We start from the raw sequence: 16,211 nt of genomic DNA on the forward strand, positions 1-16,211 counted from the left end.
CTCAGGTGTGGGCGCGCCCTTTCGCGCTTGAATGCCGCATTGAGGGAGGAATCCAGGCCTGGCGGAACTCGGGTCCGTCAAGCGCTACGACGGGTGTAGCTCCAATACAGCAAGCTCCCAGGTCTCTTTCCGGTGGCGCCAAGAGTGGTCGAAGACGATCGGCGTATGGTGTGGCACCGAGAATCGGCCCAGTGGGGCGCCTGGCAGCCGCGCCCACCGCTGTCCCGGGCCACCGTCGCGCGGCTGGTGCAGCTGGCGGGGTTGTTCAACGTAATCACAGGGGTGCTTCCGCCGCCGCGCGGCCGGCTGGCGGAGTTGTCCGAATTCGTACCCACCGCCGGGATCCTGTCAGCGCGCGCGGCCACGGTCGTAGTCGGCGTACTGCTGATCTACGTCGGCGCGGGGCTACGGCGAGGTAAGCGCCGGGCCTGGCAGGTCGCGGTCGTCCTGGCCGGCACCAGCGTCGTACTGCACCTGGTCAGGAGCCTCGACATCGAACCGGCGGTGGTCTGCGCCGCGCTGCTGGCCATGCTCATTGTCATCCGCGGCCGATTCCACGCCGTGCCGGACCCGCAGAGCCGGTGGCGCGTCCTGGCCGTGCCGGCCGGGTTCGCCGTGGCCGGCTTCGTAGTCGGGTTCGCGGAGATCGCGGTACGGCACGACCGGCTGGTGGGCGACCCCGGGTGGGCCCGGTGGGCAGAGCAGGCCGCGCTCGGTGTCATCGGGGTCTCCGGCCCGCTGCAGTTCCGCGACCCATACGGCGGTGCCCTGGTGACCCTCACCACAGGGGCGTTCGGGCTGCTAGCCGCGGCGGTGGCTCTGGTGCTGCTGCTGCGCCCCTACGCGCCCCGGCCGGTGCGCACCGACGAGGAGGAGATGCGGGTGCGCGAGCTGCTGGCCCGCCACGGCGACGGGGATTCGCTGGGCTACTTCGCGCTGCGTGGCGACAAGTCGCTGGCCTGGGCCCGCTCCGGCAAGGCGGCAGTGGCGTACCGGGTCATCGGCGGGGTCAGCCTCGCCTCGGGCGACCCGATTGGCGACGTCGAGGCGTGGCCGCACGCGATCGCCGCGTGGCTTTCGGAGAGCGACCGGCACGGTTGGATTCCGGCGGTGCTGGGCTGTGGCGCGGCGGGCGGCAAGGCGTACCGGCGCAGCGGCCTCGATGTGGTCGAGCTGGGCGACGAGGCCCTCGTCGACGTGGCGTCGTTCAACCTGCACGGCCGGTCGATGCGGGCGGTCCGCCAGGCCGTCGCGCGGATCCGGCGGGCGGGATACACCTGCCAGGTGGCGCGGCAGCGAGAGCTGCCGGCCACGGTGGTCGCGGAGGTGGTCCACGCTGCGGCCGCCTTCCGGGACGGGAAGGTCGAGCGGGGGTTCTCCATGGCGCTGTCCCGCCTCGGCGACCCACGCGACGGTGACAGCCTGTTGGTGTTGTGCCGGGACAGCCAGGCGCGGTTGCGCGGGCTGCTGCAGTTCGTGCCGTGGGGCAGCGACGGCCTGTCCCTCGACCTGATGCGTGGTGACCGCACCGCGGAGAACGGACTGACCGAGTTCATGGTGGTCAGCGCCATCGATGCCGCGTCCGGGCTGGGGATCCGCCGGGTCTCGCTGAACTTCGCGGTGCTGCGGTCGGTCTTCGCACGGGCGGAGGAACTCGGGGCCGGTCCGGTGCTGCGGATGTGGCACCGGGTACTGCGCGGCGCGTCGCGCTTCTGGCAAATCGAATCGTTGTACCGGGCCAACGCCAAGTACCAACCCACCTGGCAGCCGCGATACCTGTGCTTCCCCACCGCGCGCGACGTACCCCTCATCGCCGTCGCGGCACTGAAGGCCGAGGCGTTTCTTCCGACCGGCTGGCGTGTGAGTGCCGGCCGCGACGGCGCGACGGCCAACCCGGCAGCGCCGCCGCCGACTGATACCGAGCACGCGCTGCTGTATGCCGCGCACTGACGCGGACCTCCTGCCGCCAGGTCGGGCAAAAACATATACAATCGTGAATCCCTTCCTCGGGAAAGCGCTTGCCGACCGCGACGGTGCCGCCGCGCAAGCGCCTTCCACACCGGACAACTCCACGGCAGGAGTTTCGGATGGCATTCATGACCACGAACAAACCATCACCCCGCTGGCGGATCGGCCTGGTCGCCACGGCCGTGCTGGCCCTCGTCGGCGCCGGCGCCGCCGTCGGCCTGCCAGCCGCGGCGGCGACCGTCGACACCAACGCCACGTACGTGTTCGTCAACCGCCACAGCGGCAAGGCGATGGACCTGTACAACTGGTCCACCGCCGACGGCGCGCCGGTCAACCAGTTCACCCGCAACGACCTCGCCGTGCAGCAGTGGCGTTTCGTCGACGTCGGCAGCGGCTACTACCAGATCCGCTCCGTGCACAGCGGCAAAGTGCTCGAGGTGCCCAACGCCAACGACGGCGTCCAACTCGTCCAGAACCCCGCCGCCAGCGGCAACACCCGACAGCACTTCGGGCTCGCCGACTCCGACGGCGGACACGTGCGGTTCATCAACCGGCACTCCAACAAGGCCCTGGACGTGTGGCAGTGGTCCACCGCCGACGGCGCCATGATCTCCCAGTACGCCGACCACGACGGCTGGAACCAGCAGTGGCGGATGGTCACCGTCGGCTCCGGTGGCGGCAGCGACTGCGGCAGCGGCCCCTTCCACGCCGAGGCGGTGCTCAGCGGCGGCACCTGGACCGCCCGCAACGGCGGCAGCACGGTCTACACCGGCGGCGACATGCGCGCCGCCGTCCAGGCCGCGGTGAACAGCCTCAGCTCCGGCCGTACCAGCAAGCAGCGGGTCGTGGTGCGCGGCTCCGGTTCGATCAGCGCCGGCTCCCGGATCTCCCTGCCCAGCTACACCACCATCGACGTGTGCGGCACCATCAACGTGACCGGCTCGGGCAGCGGCGACCAGGCGCCGATCTACTCCCGCGGCACCAGGCAGGTGGAGGTCCAGCACCTCACCGTCACCGGAACCCCGCTCTACGGGGTCTTCATGCGCAACGTCACCGACGTGGTCCTCGGCCAGATCGAGATGCGGCTCTCCAGCGGCCTCGGCGTCCGCATCGACAATCGCGGCGACACCAGCCAGTGGACGCGCAATGTCCGCATCGACAACGTCTACGTCTCCGGCGCCAGCTCACACGCCGTCGAGACGTACGGTGTCGACGGTCTCACCATCGGCACCGTCACCGCCCGCAACGTCGGCCATTCCGGGCTGCTGCTCAACCAGACCATCAACGCCACGGTCACCACCGTCGACGCCGAGAACGCCGGTGCCGGAACCGGCTACGCCGCGTTCAGGATGGCCAACCGCAACGGCCGGATCGGCTCCAGCTACCCGACCAACATCCGGGTCGGCACCGTGCGGGCCCGCGGCGGCGGCCGGGGGATCTTCTGCGTCTCCGAGTCCGGCGGCGCGGCGATCGACCGGGTCGACATCGCCAACACCGGCAACAACGCGATGCTGATCGAGAACTGCTACGGGGTGAACATCGCGGCGGGCGGCGGCACGATCAGCGGCGGTGGCGAGGTCCGGCTGGCCGAACGCAGCGAGTTCCCCGGCAACCGGGACATCACCCTGCGGAACTTCACCCTGGCGAACAACCGGATTGTGGAGAATCCCTGCGCGGACAACCTCACCATCAGCAACATCACCCTGAACAATTCGACGATCAACAGGTGCTGACCCGTACCACCGACCACCCCGACGGCCGCCGGTGCCGGCGGCCGTCGGCGGCGGTGACGCGACCTCCGCCGGACGCTCGCCGTCCCGCCGCCCAGGTGGCCGGGGGACGAGGCCGGCGACACAGATCAGTCGACGGTATCTGGGGCGGCGGTGGTCCGGACCGGTTCGTCCGGATGGGCCGGCCAGGCTTCAACGGGTCGGGCGAGTACCTCGCCGTACTTGCCCGACCCGAGCGCGTGCCAGGGTCATCGCGCCGGGCGGTCCGCGGGGGTGGCGACTGGCTGGAGCGTGGGATAACGGCTGGCCGTTGCGGATCTCGTTGGCCACACTCGCCCACGTGGATCGCTTGACGGAGATCGCCGACCGGCTTGTCGGCGTCGGCGGCATCATCGGGGTGTGTCTGGGGGGCAGCCGTGCGAGGGGGTCGCACAGTCCCGACTCCGACTACGACCTTGGCCTTTACTACCGGCCCCCGCTGGATACCGGCGCGTTGCGCCGGCTTGCCGCCGAGCTGACGGGCGTGGCGGTGGAGGTCACCGAGCCCGGCGGCTGGGGACCGTGGGTCGACGGCGGCGCCTGGTTGACCGTGGATGGCTGCCGCATCGACTGGATCTACCGTGACCTGGACCGGGTGCACCGGATCTGGCAGGAGTGCCAGCTCGGACGCTTCGAGGTGGGCACTCAGGCAGGCCACCCGCTCGGGGTGTACTCGCACGCCTACGTCGGGGAACTGGCCCTGGGCAGGATCCTCGCCGACCCCCGACGGGAGTTGGTGGATCTTCAGCGGGCGGCGCGCGGCTTCCCGCGGCCGCTGCGGGCGGCGTTGGTCGCCAACGCGCGGTGGGCCGTGCCGTTCACCCTGTCCGGTGCCCGCAAGGCTGCGTCTCGCGGTGACGCCTTCTACGTCGCCGGCTGCCTGTTCCGCATAGTCGGGCTGCTAGTCCATGCGCTGCACGCCGAGGCGGAGTGTTGGCTGCTCAACGAAAAGGGAGCGGTCCAGGCGGCAGAAGCTCTCCAGGTCGCACCTAGGGACTTCGCCGAGCGCGCCCACGCCTTGTTCGCCGCGCTCGGTACCACGTCGGACTCCCTGCACGCCCGCCTCGACGACGCGCAGGCACTGGCCAGCGACGTGTGGCAGCGCGTCCAGACCTGAGCCGCTCGCCGACTTGTGGGTCTTCCTCAACGACATGGCCGTCCTGAAGCGCCTGCCGACGCTCGCGGAGGTCACCGGCGCGGCCGCGTCCCTGGGTCGCTCCAGATCCGCCCGCAGCACCACGGCCCGCAACTCGGCCACCGCCTCGACGTCCGCCACCAAAGCCGGCCGAATTCCCCAGTCCGCCATCATCGCCAGGCTACCGCGCCAAGCTCCTCGCGCTCCTTGACCCTCTGGCTCCGCGAATCCGCACCAGCGATCCCCGCACCCAGCCGGCTCAACGATGTATAGGGAAACACCGGATTCGGCGGCGGTCCCGACGGCCTAGCTTGGGCGCATGACCACAGACGCGTCCGTGACGACGCGCGGTAACGGCCGCTGCCGTACGTCTGGCTGGCCTCTGGTTCGATGCCGGCTCGGCGGCACGGCGGCACTGATGTGCCTCGTCGTACTGACCGCCGGATGCGGCCTTGCCGGTTCCGGCGGCTCTGGTGCGGCCGACAACCAGTACGGGCACGGTCCCAAGCAGGGCGGGTCCGTGGTCTATCAGCCGGACGTCGTGCTCGTGTCCGGAGGCAGCAATGTCATCCGTTCGGTGAGCGAGGACGGGTTCACCTACGTGATCGATGGCGACGCTGAGGGCGTCGCCGGCCTTGCGCCCGGTAAGATCATGTTCGCCACGAGTGAGGCGCTTGGTCGGGTGGTGAAGGTTGAGCCGGCGGGTGGCGACACGGCGGTCACCCTAGCCTCGGTGGAGTTGACCGATGTGGTGCGCGACGGCCACTTCAAGATTGATCAAGCGCTTGATCTCGAGTCGCAGACCTTCAGCCCGCTCCCCGACTTGCTCGGGGAGGTCGTCAACGGGGCTCCGGCCGGGGCGCCGCCAATGATGCCGGATGCCGCCGAGGCAACCGGACTGGGCTCGAACGCCTTCGGGCTGTCTGATTTCCGGCTCGCCGTGCCGCCAATGGTCCTCGCCCCGGCGCGCGGGCCAGGGCCCAAGAGCGTCCAGCGGAAGGTCGGCGACTGGAACGTGAAGGCGTACAAGGACAGCTCGAAGCTGGGTTTGACCGCCCAGCACTCGACGGCCGCGGCGGGCCTCAAGGTCGACTTCGATATCCAGCTGCTGGTCCGGAACCTTCGTATTTGGGGAGATATCCGAGTAACCAACGGCGTCGTCCCGCACCCGTCGTTCCGCATCGACGGCGTCGAGGGGCTGGCCATCACGGTCGCCGCTGGCGCGGCGGGTGGCTTGAGCGACAACAAAAAGGCGAAAATCGAATTTCCCATCGAGGTCAAGCAGCCCATCATCATCGGGGGCTTTCCCGCGACCCTCAAGCAGACGTTCAAGTTCCTCGTCGAAACGGCGTTCACGGCGAAGAACGGCAACCTGTCGGCCACCGGCCAGTGGGGGCTCGACGGCCCGATCGGGTATGTCGGCTCGTCCGTCCTGACGCCTACCTTCTCCGTGAAGCAGAGCATTGTGCAGTCCCTACGCGGCGTCTCGATCGGCGTCGAGGCACTCGTCGTGGCGGCGGAATTCCGCTTCGGATTCATGATCGGCCTGCCGGTCGCGGGTGCCGGGCCGTTCGTCGGTGTCGTGGCCTCGGTCGGATTGACCAACGGCTCGGCGGCCGGCCGGGTGGGGCTGCCACTAGCCGGGCCCGCCGTGAAATGCCGGGGATCCACGCTCGTCCTGACCGTGCGAGCCGGAGAAGGCATCAACATGTCTGAACCCTTGGCCGAGGCCATCGAGATGGTTCTGAAGGTCAAAATCCCGAAGGAGGCGGACTTCCTCACGAAGGAGATTGTCAACCGGACCGTCGTCGAGCCGGACGTGCCCCTGTGCAGGGGCTGAGTCGATCCGAGGATGTCTCGGCGTACCCGGCGTACCCGGCAAGCAGCGTCGCCGTTCACAGGGCCATGATCCCCACCCCGGTCCACGGCCCGTAGGGGCGTACGAAGCGCGGGTCGCCCCCCGTCCGACGATGTGCATGATGACCATGCTGCCTGGTCCGGCAGGTATTGCGCGACGGTCTTCAGCTTCGGCACGTTCCCCGGCCCTTGCGAGCCCGAGGAAGAGCAGCGGGAGCGGGATGCCCAAGGCGGGGATCCCGTTGGACACCGCGCCCGGGCTCACCGCGGTCGGCGAGGCGGGCACCGGCGCCGAGGCGTAGGTTCGCCGGGGCGGTGGTCGCTTCGTCAGTCTTGGAGCCAGCCGTGCATTCTCCTTTGAGCGGCGGTAGCAGTCCCGAAGAAATGGATTGCCCTGGAGGCAGCGCGCACGTTGGCTGGGCAGCATGGCTGACCTGCGTACCGATCGCCTCGTGCTCCGTCGATGGCAAGACTCCGACCTTGAACCGTGGGCGGCGATGAATGCTGATCCCGCGGTTCGGGAGCACTTGGGCGACCTGCTCACCCGTGAACAGAGCGATGCCTCCGTGGCGCAGTTCCAGGCCGAGTTCGACCAGCGAGGCTACGGATGGTGGGCAGTTCAATTGCAGGCCACGGGCGAGTTCATCGGCTTCGCGGGCTTGGACCAAGTGGAGGATGGTATGCCGTTCACGGGGGTTGAGATCGGTTGGAGGCTCGCTCGCTCGGCCTGGGGCCAGGGTTACGCCACCGAGGCCGCCCTGGCTGGCCTGGCCTTCGGCTTCGAAACGCTTGAACTCCCCGAGATCCTTGCAGTGACGACTGCTACCAACCTCCGTTCCCAAGCAGTGATGCGCCGGATCGGCATGACCCGCGACCCGGCTGACGATTTCGACGACCCCACCGCGCCCGAAGGGCCACTGCGTCCGAACGTGCTGTACCGAATCGCGCGTGCTGTGAGGGTCTGACGCTCTCGGCTCGGTCGCTTGGTCAGGCTGCGGCGGGGAGCGGGCGTCCGCCCCAGCGGATGCCCTTCTCGCTGCGGATGCGGGCGCGTTCGCGACGCTGCGCCGCGAGGACGTCGGGGTGGCGGGCGTTGGTGTTGCGCCAGCGCGGGTAGGCGTGCAGGGCCCGGGTCTGCACGCTGTGGTTGCGGTGGTTGAAGTTGGCGATCGTGAACTGCCGCAGTGGCCCGAAATGGGCTTCGATCGGGTTGGCCCAGGAGGCGTAGGTCGGGGGTGAAGCACAGCTCGACGCGGTTCTTCTTCGCCCAGCGACGGATCTTGTCGCCTTTGTGGGCGGACAGGTTGTCCAGGATGAGTGGATCGGGGCGCCGTCCGGGCGCGCGGCCCGGATCGACCTCAGTGCGGCCAGGGTGTTCACCGCACCCTTCTTGCGGCGGTTGACGCCCCACATCCGGTCGTCGCCGACGGAATAGCAGCCGTGGAAGTACCGCACCCCGTGGGTGCGGTGGTATGTCGCGGGATGGCGCTCGGGGTGACCGGCGGGAGTCCAGCAGGCCCCGGCGGTGGGGCGGATGCCGAGCGGCCCGAACTCGTCGAACGCGAACACGCGGTCCGGGAAGCGTTCCAGCACCTCCTCGATGCGGTCCAGCTTGGCGTCGCGCTCGGGGTCGGGCGACTCCTTCCAGGTCTTGGTGCGTTAAAAGGTGATGCCGCGGCGGGCGAGCAGGCACCGTAATGCCTCGCGGCCGATCCGGATCACACGGCCGTGCACTTTCCGCAGGTAGGCGGCGAGTTTGCGGATGGACCAACGGGTGAAGGGCTGACCGAGCTTGGTCGGGCGGGTGGTGGCCGTCTGGACGACGAAGTCCTCGTCGTCAGGATTGAGCAGGCGGGGACGGCCTCCCGCCCAGCGAGGGTCCAGGCAGGCCAGGCCGATCTCGTTGAACCGGTGGATCACGTCGCGGACGGTGTCCTCGTCAGCCTGGACCAGCTTCGCGCGCGCACCTCGCCGAATAGGCGTACCGGTGGGCCGTTGTCTGAGGCGGTGCGGGCCGGTACCGGGCCACCTCGCGGCAGGGGTGGACCTCCTCGCCGCCGACTGTGACTATGGGTAGCTGCATCAACTCGTGTGGTCATATCGTCGGTGGCTCCTGTTTCGATGCCGGCCGTCCCCGCGCATTGACCCTGCGGGCGAAAAGCACCCACATCCCACTGGTTCCCCAGCGAGGAGGCATGTCCGTGACGGAGACCCCCACACGAACCGAGGGTCGTACTCCATCCCAGCGTGGTCCAGCCCGGGCGGAGTCGGTGTTGCCGGAGCTGCGGGCGATGTGGTGGGAGACCGGGGTGCGCGCTCGGGCGGAGGCTGGCCTGTTCGCCGTCTTCGCCGAGCTGCCCCGGCTGGTCCTGGCCGCCCTCGGCATCAGCTGGCGGGCCGACCGGCTCCGCACCTCCGTGGTGGCAGCCGCGACCGTCGGTGCCGGTGTGATGGCCGCCTTCGGGCTTCTCGCGACACAGCGGGTGCTCGTGGAACTGTTCGCTGGCGGCCCGACCGCGGACAAGGTGGTCGCCGCGCTGCCCGCGCTCGCGGTTTTGGCGGGGGCGACCGCGCTGCGGGCCGGTATGGGCATCGCCACCGGGTACGCGCAGAACGGCCTCACCCCGCGGGTGAGCCGCGAGGTGGAGCGGGGCCTGTTCGAGGTGACCACCGCGGTGCGGCTGGAGGCGTTCGACGCCGACGCGTTCGCCGACGACATGGAACGCGCCTCTCGCGGCACCGACTCGGCGAGCTCACTGGTGCAGGCTTCGATGAACCTGCTCGCCGGGCTGGCCGGCCTGGTCGCCGTGGCGGTCGCCGTCGTCGTCATTCATCCGCTGCTGCTGCTGGCGCTGCTGGTCGCGACCCTGCCGAACGCGTGGGCGTCGCTGCGGGCGGGGCACCTGCGGTACCAGACCTACACGGCCGGGTCGGTGCGGCGGCGCCGGTTGTGGCTGCTGCACAGGCTGATGGCCGAGCGAGCGTCGGCGCCGGAGCTGCGCTCCTACGGGCTGCGCCGCTTCCTGCTCGACCAGTACGACCGGGTGATGGGCGTGGAGACCGACATCCAACTCGCTCTCGCCCGGCGGGTCACCACGACTACCACCGTGGGGGCGATGATCGGGGGAGTGGCCACCGGCGTCGTCTACGTGCTGCTCGGGCTGCTTCTCATCGACGGACACATTCCCCTCGCCGCCGCGGCGACCTGCGTGATCGCGGTGCAGTCCGCGCAACGCTCGCTGGCCGTTGTCACCTTCCAGGTCGACCGTGTCTACACCGAGGGCCAACACTTCGGCGACTACACCGGTTTCATGACCCGCGCCGCCTCCTACCTGCCCGAACCGGCCCCGGGCACCGCGAACGCCGCACCCAGCGCGGTGCCGGAGCCGCTGCGGGAGCTGACGGTCACGGACGTCACCCTGCGCTACCCCGACCGAGACACTCCGGCCGTCGACCGGGTGACGCTGACCATCGAGGCCGGGCAGACCGTGGCCTTCGTCGGCGAGAACGGCTCCGGTAAGACCACCCTCGCCGCGATGATCGCCACGCTGCGCGCACCCACCGAAGGGGTCATCTGCTGGAACAGCCGACCGCTGCCCGGGTGGGACCTCGACGGGCTACGGGCCCGCATCGCCGTGGTCACTCAGGAGTACCACAAGTGGCCGTTCACGGCGGCGACGAACATCGCCATCGGTGACGTCGACACCGAGGCCCGCCAGGACCGGATCGAGGCCGCCGCCGCCCGCGCCGTCGCCCACGACATGATCAAAGACCTGCCCCACGGGTACGAGACGCTGCTCGATCGCACCTTCGCCAAAGGCCAGGACCTCTCCGGCGGGCAGTGGCAACGCATCACCGCCGCCCGTGGCTTCCTCCGCGACGCCGAACTGCTCATCATGGATGAGCCGTCCTCCGCCCTCGACCCCCGCGCCGAGGACGCCCTGTTCCAGGCCATCCGGGATCGGCAGGGCCGCGCTACCACCATCCTCATCACGCACCGGCTGGCCAACGTCCGTCACGCCGACCGGATCTTCGTCCTGCACCACGGCGCCCTGGTCGAGGCCGGCAGCCACGACGAACTCCTCGCCGCCGGCGGCCGGTACGCCGACCTGTTCACCCTCCAGGCCGCCGGCTACGACGCCACCCACACCGACCACATGCCCGCCGCGCGGCAGCGGCCGCTTACCGCGTTTTGAGGACCACCGGAACGCACGGCGTCATCCCCACCGGCGCCCGAGACGATCAGGTCCAGTCCACCGGGCGATCCAGCGTGCCGAGCTCCCGCCTGGCACTGCCCTTGTTCATGGCGTTCTGACGTTGGCTGTCGGACGAGCGGTCAGGCTGGGTTGAGCGGACTGAACTGGATACCGGCGAGGCGCCATCCGGCGGGTAGTTCGATCCATACCCGACTCAGTCGAACGGTCAGCATCATCGTTCCGCCACGCCAGGAGCCCGGCTGTGCTGGACGCAACGCACGATCGCGGCGCGGTCGTAGCGCGCACGTCCAGGTCGGCTGTCTCCAGGCAGAGGTACGCGAAGTCAGCGTGCCGGTCGAACCACTGCCGCTTGTCGAAGCTGTTCGTATTCCTGAAGGCCGTAGCCTGACGGGCTGGAGCACGCCGGTGTTGCACGGTCATCACGGGCGGTGACACGGGTAGGCGGGTGCGGTCATTGACCGGGTCGACGGCCCATCACTATGATGACTATCAATCTGGTAAGCGCTTTCCACCTGGCGTGACCGGGCTGCGCCAGTGCTGACCGTTCGCCATGTCCAGCCGAGCCGCGGTGTTCGAAGGACGATATGCAGTGCTGTCCGCTGGATGTCGGCTACGTCGAAGGTGCCGCCGCGATGCGGCTGGCGGTCCCGTGTTCGTCGTCGAACGACGGGCCATTCCCACGGAGACGCCCAATGCATGTCAAACCCATGATTGCGTGTGCCGGCTTGTTGGCCGGTGTGCTCGTCGTACTCTCGCAGTCGGCCGTTCAGGCCGCGCCCACGCGGTATGAGGCCGAGAATTCGCCGGCGGTGTGTTCCGGCACGATCGATTCGAACTGGTCCGGCTATTCCGGTAGCGGGTTCTGCAACGGTCCCAACTCCACCGGTGGCTACGCGCAGTTCACCGTCAACGCGTCCGCCGCTGGTACGGCAACGCTGGGGGTCCGGTTCGCCAACGGCACCACGACCGCCCGCCCCGCCAACCTGCTCGTCAACGGGTCGACCGTGCAGACCCCGTCCTTCGAGGGTACGGGCGCCTGGTCGACCTGGGTCACCAAGACGCTGTCCGTGTCGGTGCGGGCCGGCAGCAACACGATCCGGTTCGACCCGACCACCGCCAACGGCCTACCGAACATCGACTACCTCGACGTCGAAACCGGCGGCAGCCCGCCGGCGGGTGGTCTGCCCAGCAGCTTCCAGTGGCGCTCCAGCGGCCCGCTGATCGCCCCGAAGTCCGACGCCACCCACAACATCAGGGCGGTCAAGGACCCGTCGGTGGTGTACCACAACGGCCGGTACCACGTCTTCGCCAGCACCACGAACAACAACGGTGCCTACAGCATGGTGTACCTGAACTTCACCGACTGGTCGCAGGCTGGCGCCGCGCAGCACCACTACCTGGACCAGACCGCGATCGGCGCCGGGTACAAGGCGGCACCGCACGTGTTCTACTTCGCGCCGCAGCAGCGGTGGTACCTGGTCTTCCAGACCGGCGACAACGCGGCGTACTCCACCACCACGGACATCAGCAACCCACAGTCGTGGACCGCGCCGCAGCGCTTCTACCCCAACGGCATGCCGCAGATCATCCGGGACAACATCGGCAGCGGATACTGGGTGGACTTCTGGGTCATCTGCGACAGTGTCAGGTGCTACCTCTTCTCCTCCGACGACAACGGCCACCTGTACCGGTCGGAGACCACGGTGGCCAACTTCCCGAACGGAATGACCAACACCGTCATCGCCATGCAGGACGCCAACCGGTTCCGGCTCTTCGAGGCGCCCAACGTGTACAAGGTGGCGGGCTCGAACACCTACCTGTTGATCCACGAGGCGATCGGCTCGGACGGCAAGCGGTACTTCCGGTCATGGACCGCGCCGGCGATCACCGGGCCGTGGAGTGCGCTGGCGGACACCGAGGCCAACCCGTTCGCCCGCGCCAACAACGTCACCTTCGACGGTACCCCGTGGACACGGGACATCAGCCACGGCGAGATGATCCGCAGCGGCACTGACCAGACGATGACCATCAGCGCGTGCAACCTGCGCTACGTCTACCAGGGCATGGACCCGGGCGCCACCGATCCCTACAACTTCCTGCCCTGGCGGCTCGGCCTGCTGACCCAAACCAACTCCACCTGCTGATCACGGGGTGATCAGGGCGTTCCCCACACGGTAGGACAGCTTGGGGAACGCCCCGACACGCCAGTTCCGGCCCCGACTGCCGCCGCGCCCACAGTGAAAAGCGCGCCGCCGCGCTGGCCGGGCACGGCCTGCTGTGCGCCAGCGGGATCCCGGGGGTGTCCGCAGACCAGGAGTTGGAACACTTGCATATATCGATGACTGCTGACATCCTCCGTTTGGAAAGCGCTTTCCGAGCTGGTGTAGCCGGGCGACGCCAGCGCCAGCCACGTACGTGCTCAGTCGGTCGACGCTCCCCAACGACGGCTTCCCGTCGCCGCGATGCGGCTGGCGGTCCCGTGTTCGTCGTCGAACGACGGGCCATTCCCACGGAGACGCCCAATGCATGTCAAACCCATGATTGCGTGTGCCGGCTTGTTGGCCGGTGTGCTCGTCGTACTCTCGCAGTCGGCCGTTCAGGCCGCGCCCACGCGGTATGAGGCCGAGAATTCGCCGGCGGTGTGTTCCGGCACGATCGATTCGAACTGGTCCGGCTATTCCGGTAGCGGGTTCTGCAACGGTCCCAACTCCACCGGTGGCTACGCGCAGTTCACCGTCAACGCGTCCGCCGCTGGTACGGCAACGCTGGGGGCCCGGTTCGCCAACGGCACCACGACCGCCCGCCCCGCCAACCTGCTCGTCAACGGGTCGACCGTGCAGACCCCGTCCTTCGAGGGTACGGGCGCCTGGTCGACCTGGGTCACCAAGACGCTGTCCGTGTCGGTGCGGGCCGGCAGCAACACCATCCGGCTCAACCCCACCACCTCCGCCGGCCTGGCCAACATCGACTACCTCGACTTGGAGGTCGCCGGCGGCCCGCCACCGCCGACCAACGCCCTGTATGTGGCGACCAACGGCAACGACAGCAATCCCGGCACGCTGAGCGCGCCGTTGAGGACCATCCAGCGGGCGGTCGACCTCGCCCAGCCCGGCTACACCATCTACCTCCGCGGCGGGACCTACGCGCCGAGCACCAACATCCAGATACTGAAGAACGGCACGTCGAGCCAGCCCATCACGATGCGCAACTACACCAACGAGCGAGTCATCATCGACGGCGAGAACATGCCGTACACGCCCGGCGCGGTCGACTCCACCATCCCCCGCCCGGAGCGCGGCGCCATCCACATCGAGGGTGACTGGTGGCGTCTGATCGGCCTGGAGATCATCCACGGTCCGTACGGCATCTTCGGCCTGGACTCCAGCAACAACTACTACGAGCGGCTGGTCACCCGCGACAACTACGAGTCCGGCTTCCACCTTGTCCTGACATCGAGCAACAACCAGATCATCAACCTGGACTCCTACGGCAATCGCGACCCACGCAAGAACGGCGAGAGCGCCGACGGCCTGGCCATCAAGGAAGGCTCGGGTTCCGGCAACGTCGTGCGCGGCGCCCGGCTCTGGAACAATTCCGACGACGGCCTGGACTGGTGGATGTTCGAGTCACCCATCCTGGTGGAGAACACCCTGGCCTGGGGTAACGGGTTCAACCGGTGGAACATCCCCAACTACCAAGGTGATGGCAACGGGTTCAAGCTCGGCGGCAACGGCGTGTCCGCCAACCACACCGTTCGCAACAGCATGACCTGGGACAACGCGGTCGGCGGCTTCATCGACAACAACAACCCCGGCCAGCACAGGATCGAGCGCTGCACCGCCTGGGACAACCCGGGCACCGGCTTCAACGTCAACCGTTCCGACAGCACCCTCACCAAGAACCTCGCCGTCGCCAACGGCACCAACGTCTCACTCGGGTCGAACTCCAGCGGCTCGGGCAACTCCTGGGACATCGGCGGCAGCTGGTCGCTGGCCAGCACCAACCCGAGCACGATCACCGGGCCGCGCAACGCCGACGGCTCGATCCCATCCTCCAACTTCCTACGCCCGGCCAACGGCGCAGACGTCGGCGCACGGTTCTAACCGAACTCCTTGATGGCGGGATCGGGACCGGCTCCCGATCCCGCCACCAGCCGCGTCCCCAACCTCTGGGCAGAACATGCCCTGAGCAACTGGCCTCCACGATCGGGTTCGCCCCCCGAGTGCTCTTGTCGCGGAGTGCCGGGTTCGGCTCTCCCTACCGTGGGTGGGCTTCCCGGCGCGCGTATCCACGCCGCCGCCAGCGAGTTGCCGTGATCAGGGCCGCCACGGCGACGGCAGCGCCGAGCCCAAGGCCGGCCATCAACGAGATCGACGATTTCTTTTCCTCTGGTGCGACCAGGCGGCCGACCCTCGCGTCGGCGGGGAGGGTGAAGCCCCAGTCGAGCAGGGCTATCGCCTCGCCCAAGCTCCCCAGGGGCGCGCTCTCCGCGCCAAGCAGGGTGACCGCGAGCCGCCGGCCGTTACGCTCGGCTACGCCGACGTAGGTCTGGCGAGCTCGTTGGGTGAAGCCGGTTTTCCCTCCCAGCATTCCTGGGTACCGGTCCAGCAGGGTGTTGTCGTTGGTGATGTCGAACGCCGGCCTTCCCGGTTGGGCCGGTATCTCCGCGACCCTGGTTGCCATGTATCGCCGGAAGTCCTCGCGGGCGAAGGTGGCCCGCGCGATGAGGGCGAGGTCGTACGCGCTGGTGTACTGATCGGGGCCGTCCAGGCCCGAGGGGGTAGCAGCGTGGGTCTGGTTCGCGCGCAGCCGGCGGGCTTCGTCGTTCATCGCGTCGATCCCGCCCTGCCTGCCGGCCTCGCCGCCGCCGATGCGGGCCAGCACGTTGGCCGCGTCGTTGCCCGATCTGAGGAGAAGCCCCAGCCAGAGGCTCTCGATGGAGTACCGGCCGCCCTCGACCACACCCATCAGCGAACTGGCCGGGTCGAGATCGTCTAGATCCTCCCGTTTCACCTCAACGACTCGGGCCGGGTCGAGGCGGGGCATCAGGGCCGCGGCCAGCAGCAGCTTCTGCACACTCGCCGGAGTCCGGTGTTCGTGTGGACCGCATCCGCCCAGAACCGCACCGCTGTTGAGGTCCGCCACCAGCCACGAGGTGGCGGTCACGGCCGGCGGCATCGGCGCGTCACCGGGGATGGCCAGTCCTGCCGTCGCCAGCGCCTCCCCCCCGACTGCCCGGTGGGCCGGGTCCACCGGTGGCGGAGG

The 16,211-nt window shown here is 68.9% G+C and carries 9 protein-coding genes and 1 pseudogene; 8 read left to right on the forward strand and 2 right to left on the reverse strand.

Features of this window, described 5'->3' with window-relative positions:
- The first annotated feature begins 165 nt into the window (after positions 1-165).
- The 5 genes from C1I99_RS00475 (at position 166) to C1I99_RS00500 (ending at position 7,694) form a co-directional block, all read left to right on the forward strand.
- Positions 166-1,950: a phosphatidylglycerol lysyltransferase domain-containing protein gene (locus C1I99_RS00475; protein WP_111132156.1), complete on the forward strand. Its 1,785-nt coding sequence runs from the start codon at positions 166-168 to the stop codon at positions 1,948-1,950.
- Between the two features lie 137 nt (positions 1,951-2,087).
- Positions 2,088-3,701 (forward strand): RICIN domain-containing protein, encoded by a 1,614-nt coding sequence (locus C1I99_RS00480; protein WP_438941373.1) that lies wholly within the window; start codon positions 2,088-2,090, stop codon positions 3,699-3,701.
- Positions 3,702-4,038: 337 nt separating this feature from the next.
- A complete protein-coding gene (locus tag C1I99_RS00485; RefSeq protein WP_111132174.1) occupies positions 4,039-4,854 on the forward strand; it encodes a nucleotidyltransferase domain-containing protein in 816 nt (271 codons plus the stop codon).
- A gap of 337 nt (positions 4,855-5,191) precedes the next feature.
- Positions 5,192-6,712: a hypothetical protein gene (locus C1I99_RS00495; RefSeq protein ID WP_233512227.1), complete on the forward strand. Its 1,521-nt coding sequence runs from the start codon at positions 5,192-5,194 to the stop codon at positions 6,710-6,712.
- A 442-nt stretch (positions 6,713-7,154) separates the two neighbouring features.
- On the forward strand, positions 7,155-7,694 hold the full coding sequence (locus tag C1I99_RS00500; RefSeq protein WP_111132158.1) for a GNAT family N-acetyltransferase: 540 nt from the start codon (positions 7,155-7,157) through the stop codon (positions 7,692-7,694).
- A 22-nt stretch (positions 7,695-7,716) separates the two neighbouring features.
- On the opposite strand, the pseudogene C1I99_RS00505 reads toward C1I99_RS00500, so the two are convergent.
- Positions 7,717-8,718: pseudogene (locus C1I99_RS00505) on the reverse strand (IS630 family transposase); the annotation flags it as partial.
- A gap of 206 nt (positions 8,719-8,924) precedes the next feature.
- On the opposite strand from C1I99_RS00505, the gene C1I99_RS00510 reads away from it, so the two are divergent.
- The 3 genes from C1I99_RS00510 (at position 8,925) to C1I99_RS00520 (ending at position 15,049) form a co-directional block, all read left to right on the forward strand.
- On the forward strand, positions 8,925-10,925 hold the full coding sequence (locus C1I99_RS00510; RefSeq protein WP_111132159.1) for an ATP-binding cassette domain-containing protein: 2,001 nt from the start codon (positions 8,925-8,927) through the stop codon (positions 10,923-10,925).
- Positions 10,926-11,653: 728 nt separating this feature from the next.
- On the forward strand, positions 11,654-13,090 hold the full coding sequence (locus C1I99_RS00515; protein WP_267897451.1) for a non-reducing end alpha-L-arabinofuranosidase family hydrolase: 1,437 nt from the start codon (positions 11,654-11,656) through the stop codon (positions 13,088-13,090).
- 393 nt (positions 13,091-13,483) lie between these two features.
- Positions 13,484-15,049 (forward strand): right-handed parallel beta-helix repeat-containing protein, encoded by a 1,566-nt coding sequence (locus tag C1I99_RS00520; protein WP_267897452.1) that lies wholly within the window; start codon positions 13,484-13,486, stop codon positions 15,047-15,049.
- Positions 15,050-15,203: 154 nt separating this feature from the next.
- Here C1I99_RS00520 and C1I99_RS00525 read toward each other — a convergent pair.
- Positions 15,204-16,211, reverse strand: a 1,008-nt coding sequence (locus C1I99_RS00525) for a D-alanyl-D-alanine carboxypeptidase family protein (RefSeq protein ID WP_233512230.1), incomplete at its 5' end; no start/stop codon positions are given.

This window comes from Micromonospora deserti, from assembly GCF_003236335.1.
Classification (GTDB): Bacteria; Actinomycetota; Actinomycetes; order Mycobacteriales; family Micromonosporaceae; genus Micromonospora; species Micromonospora deserti.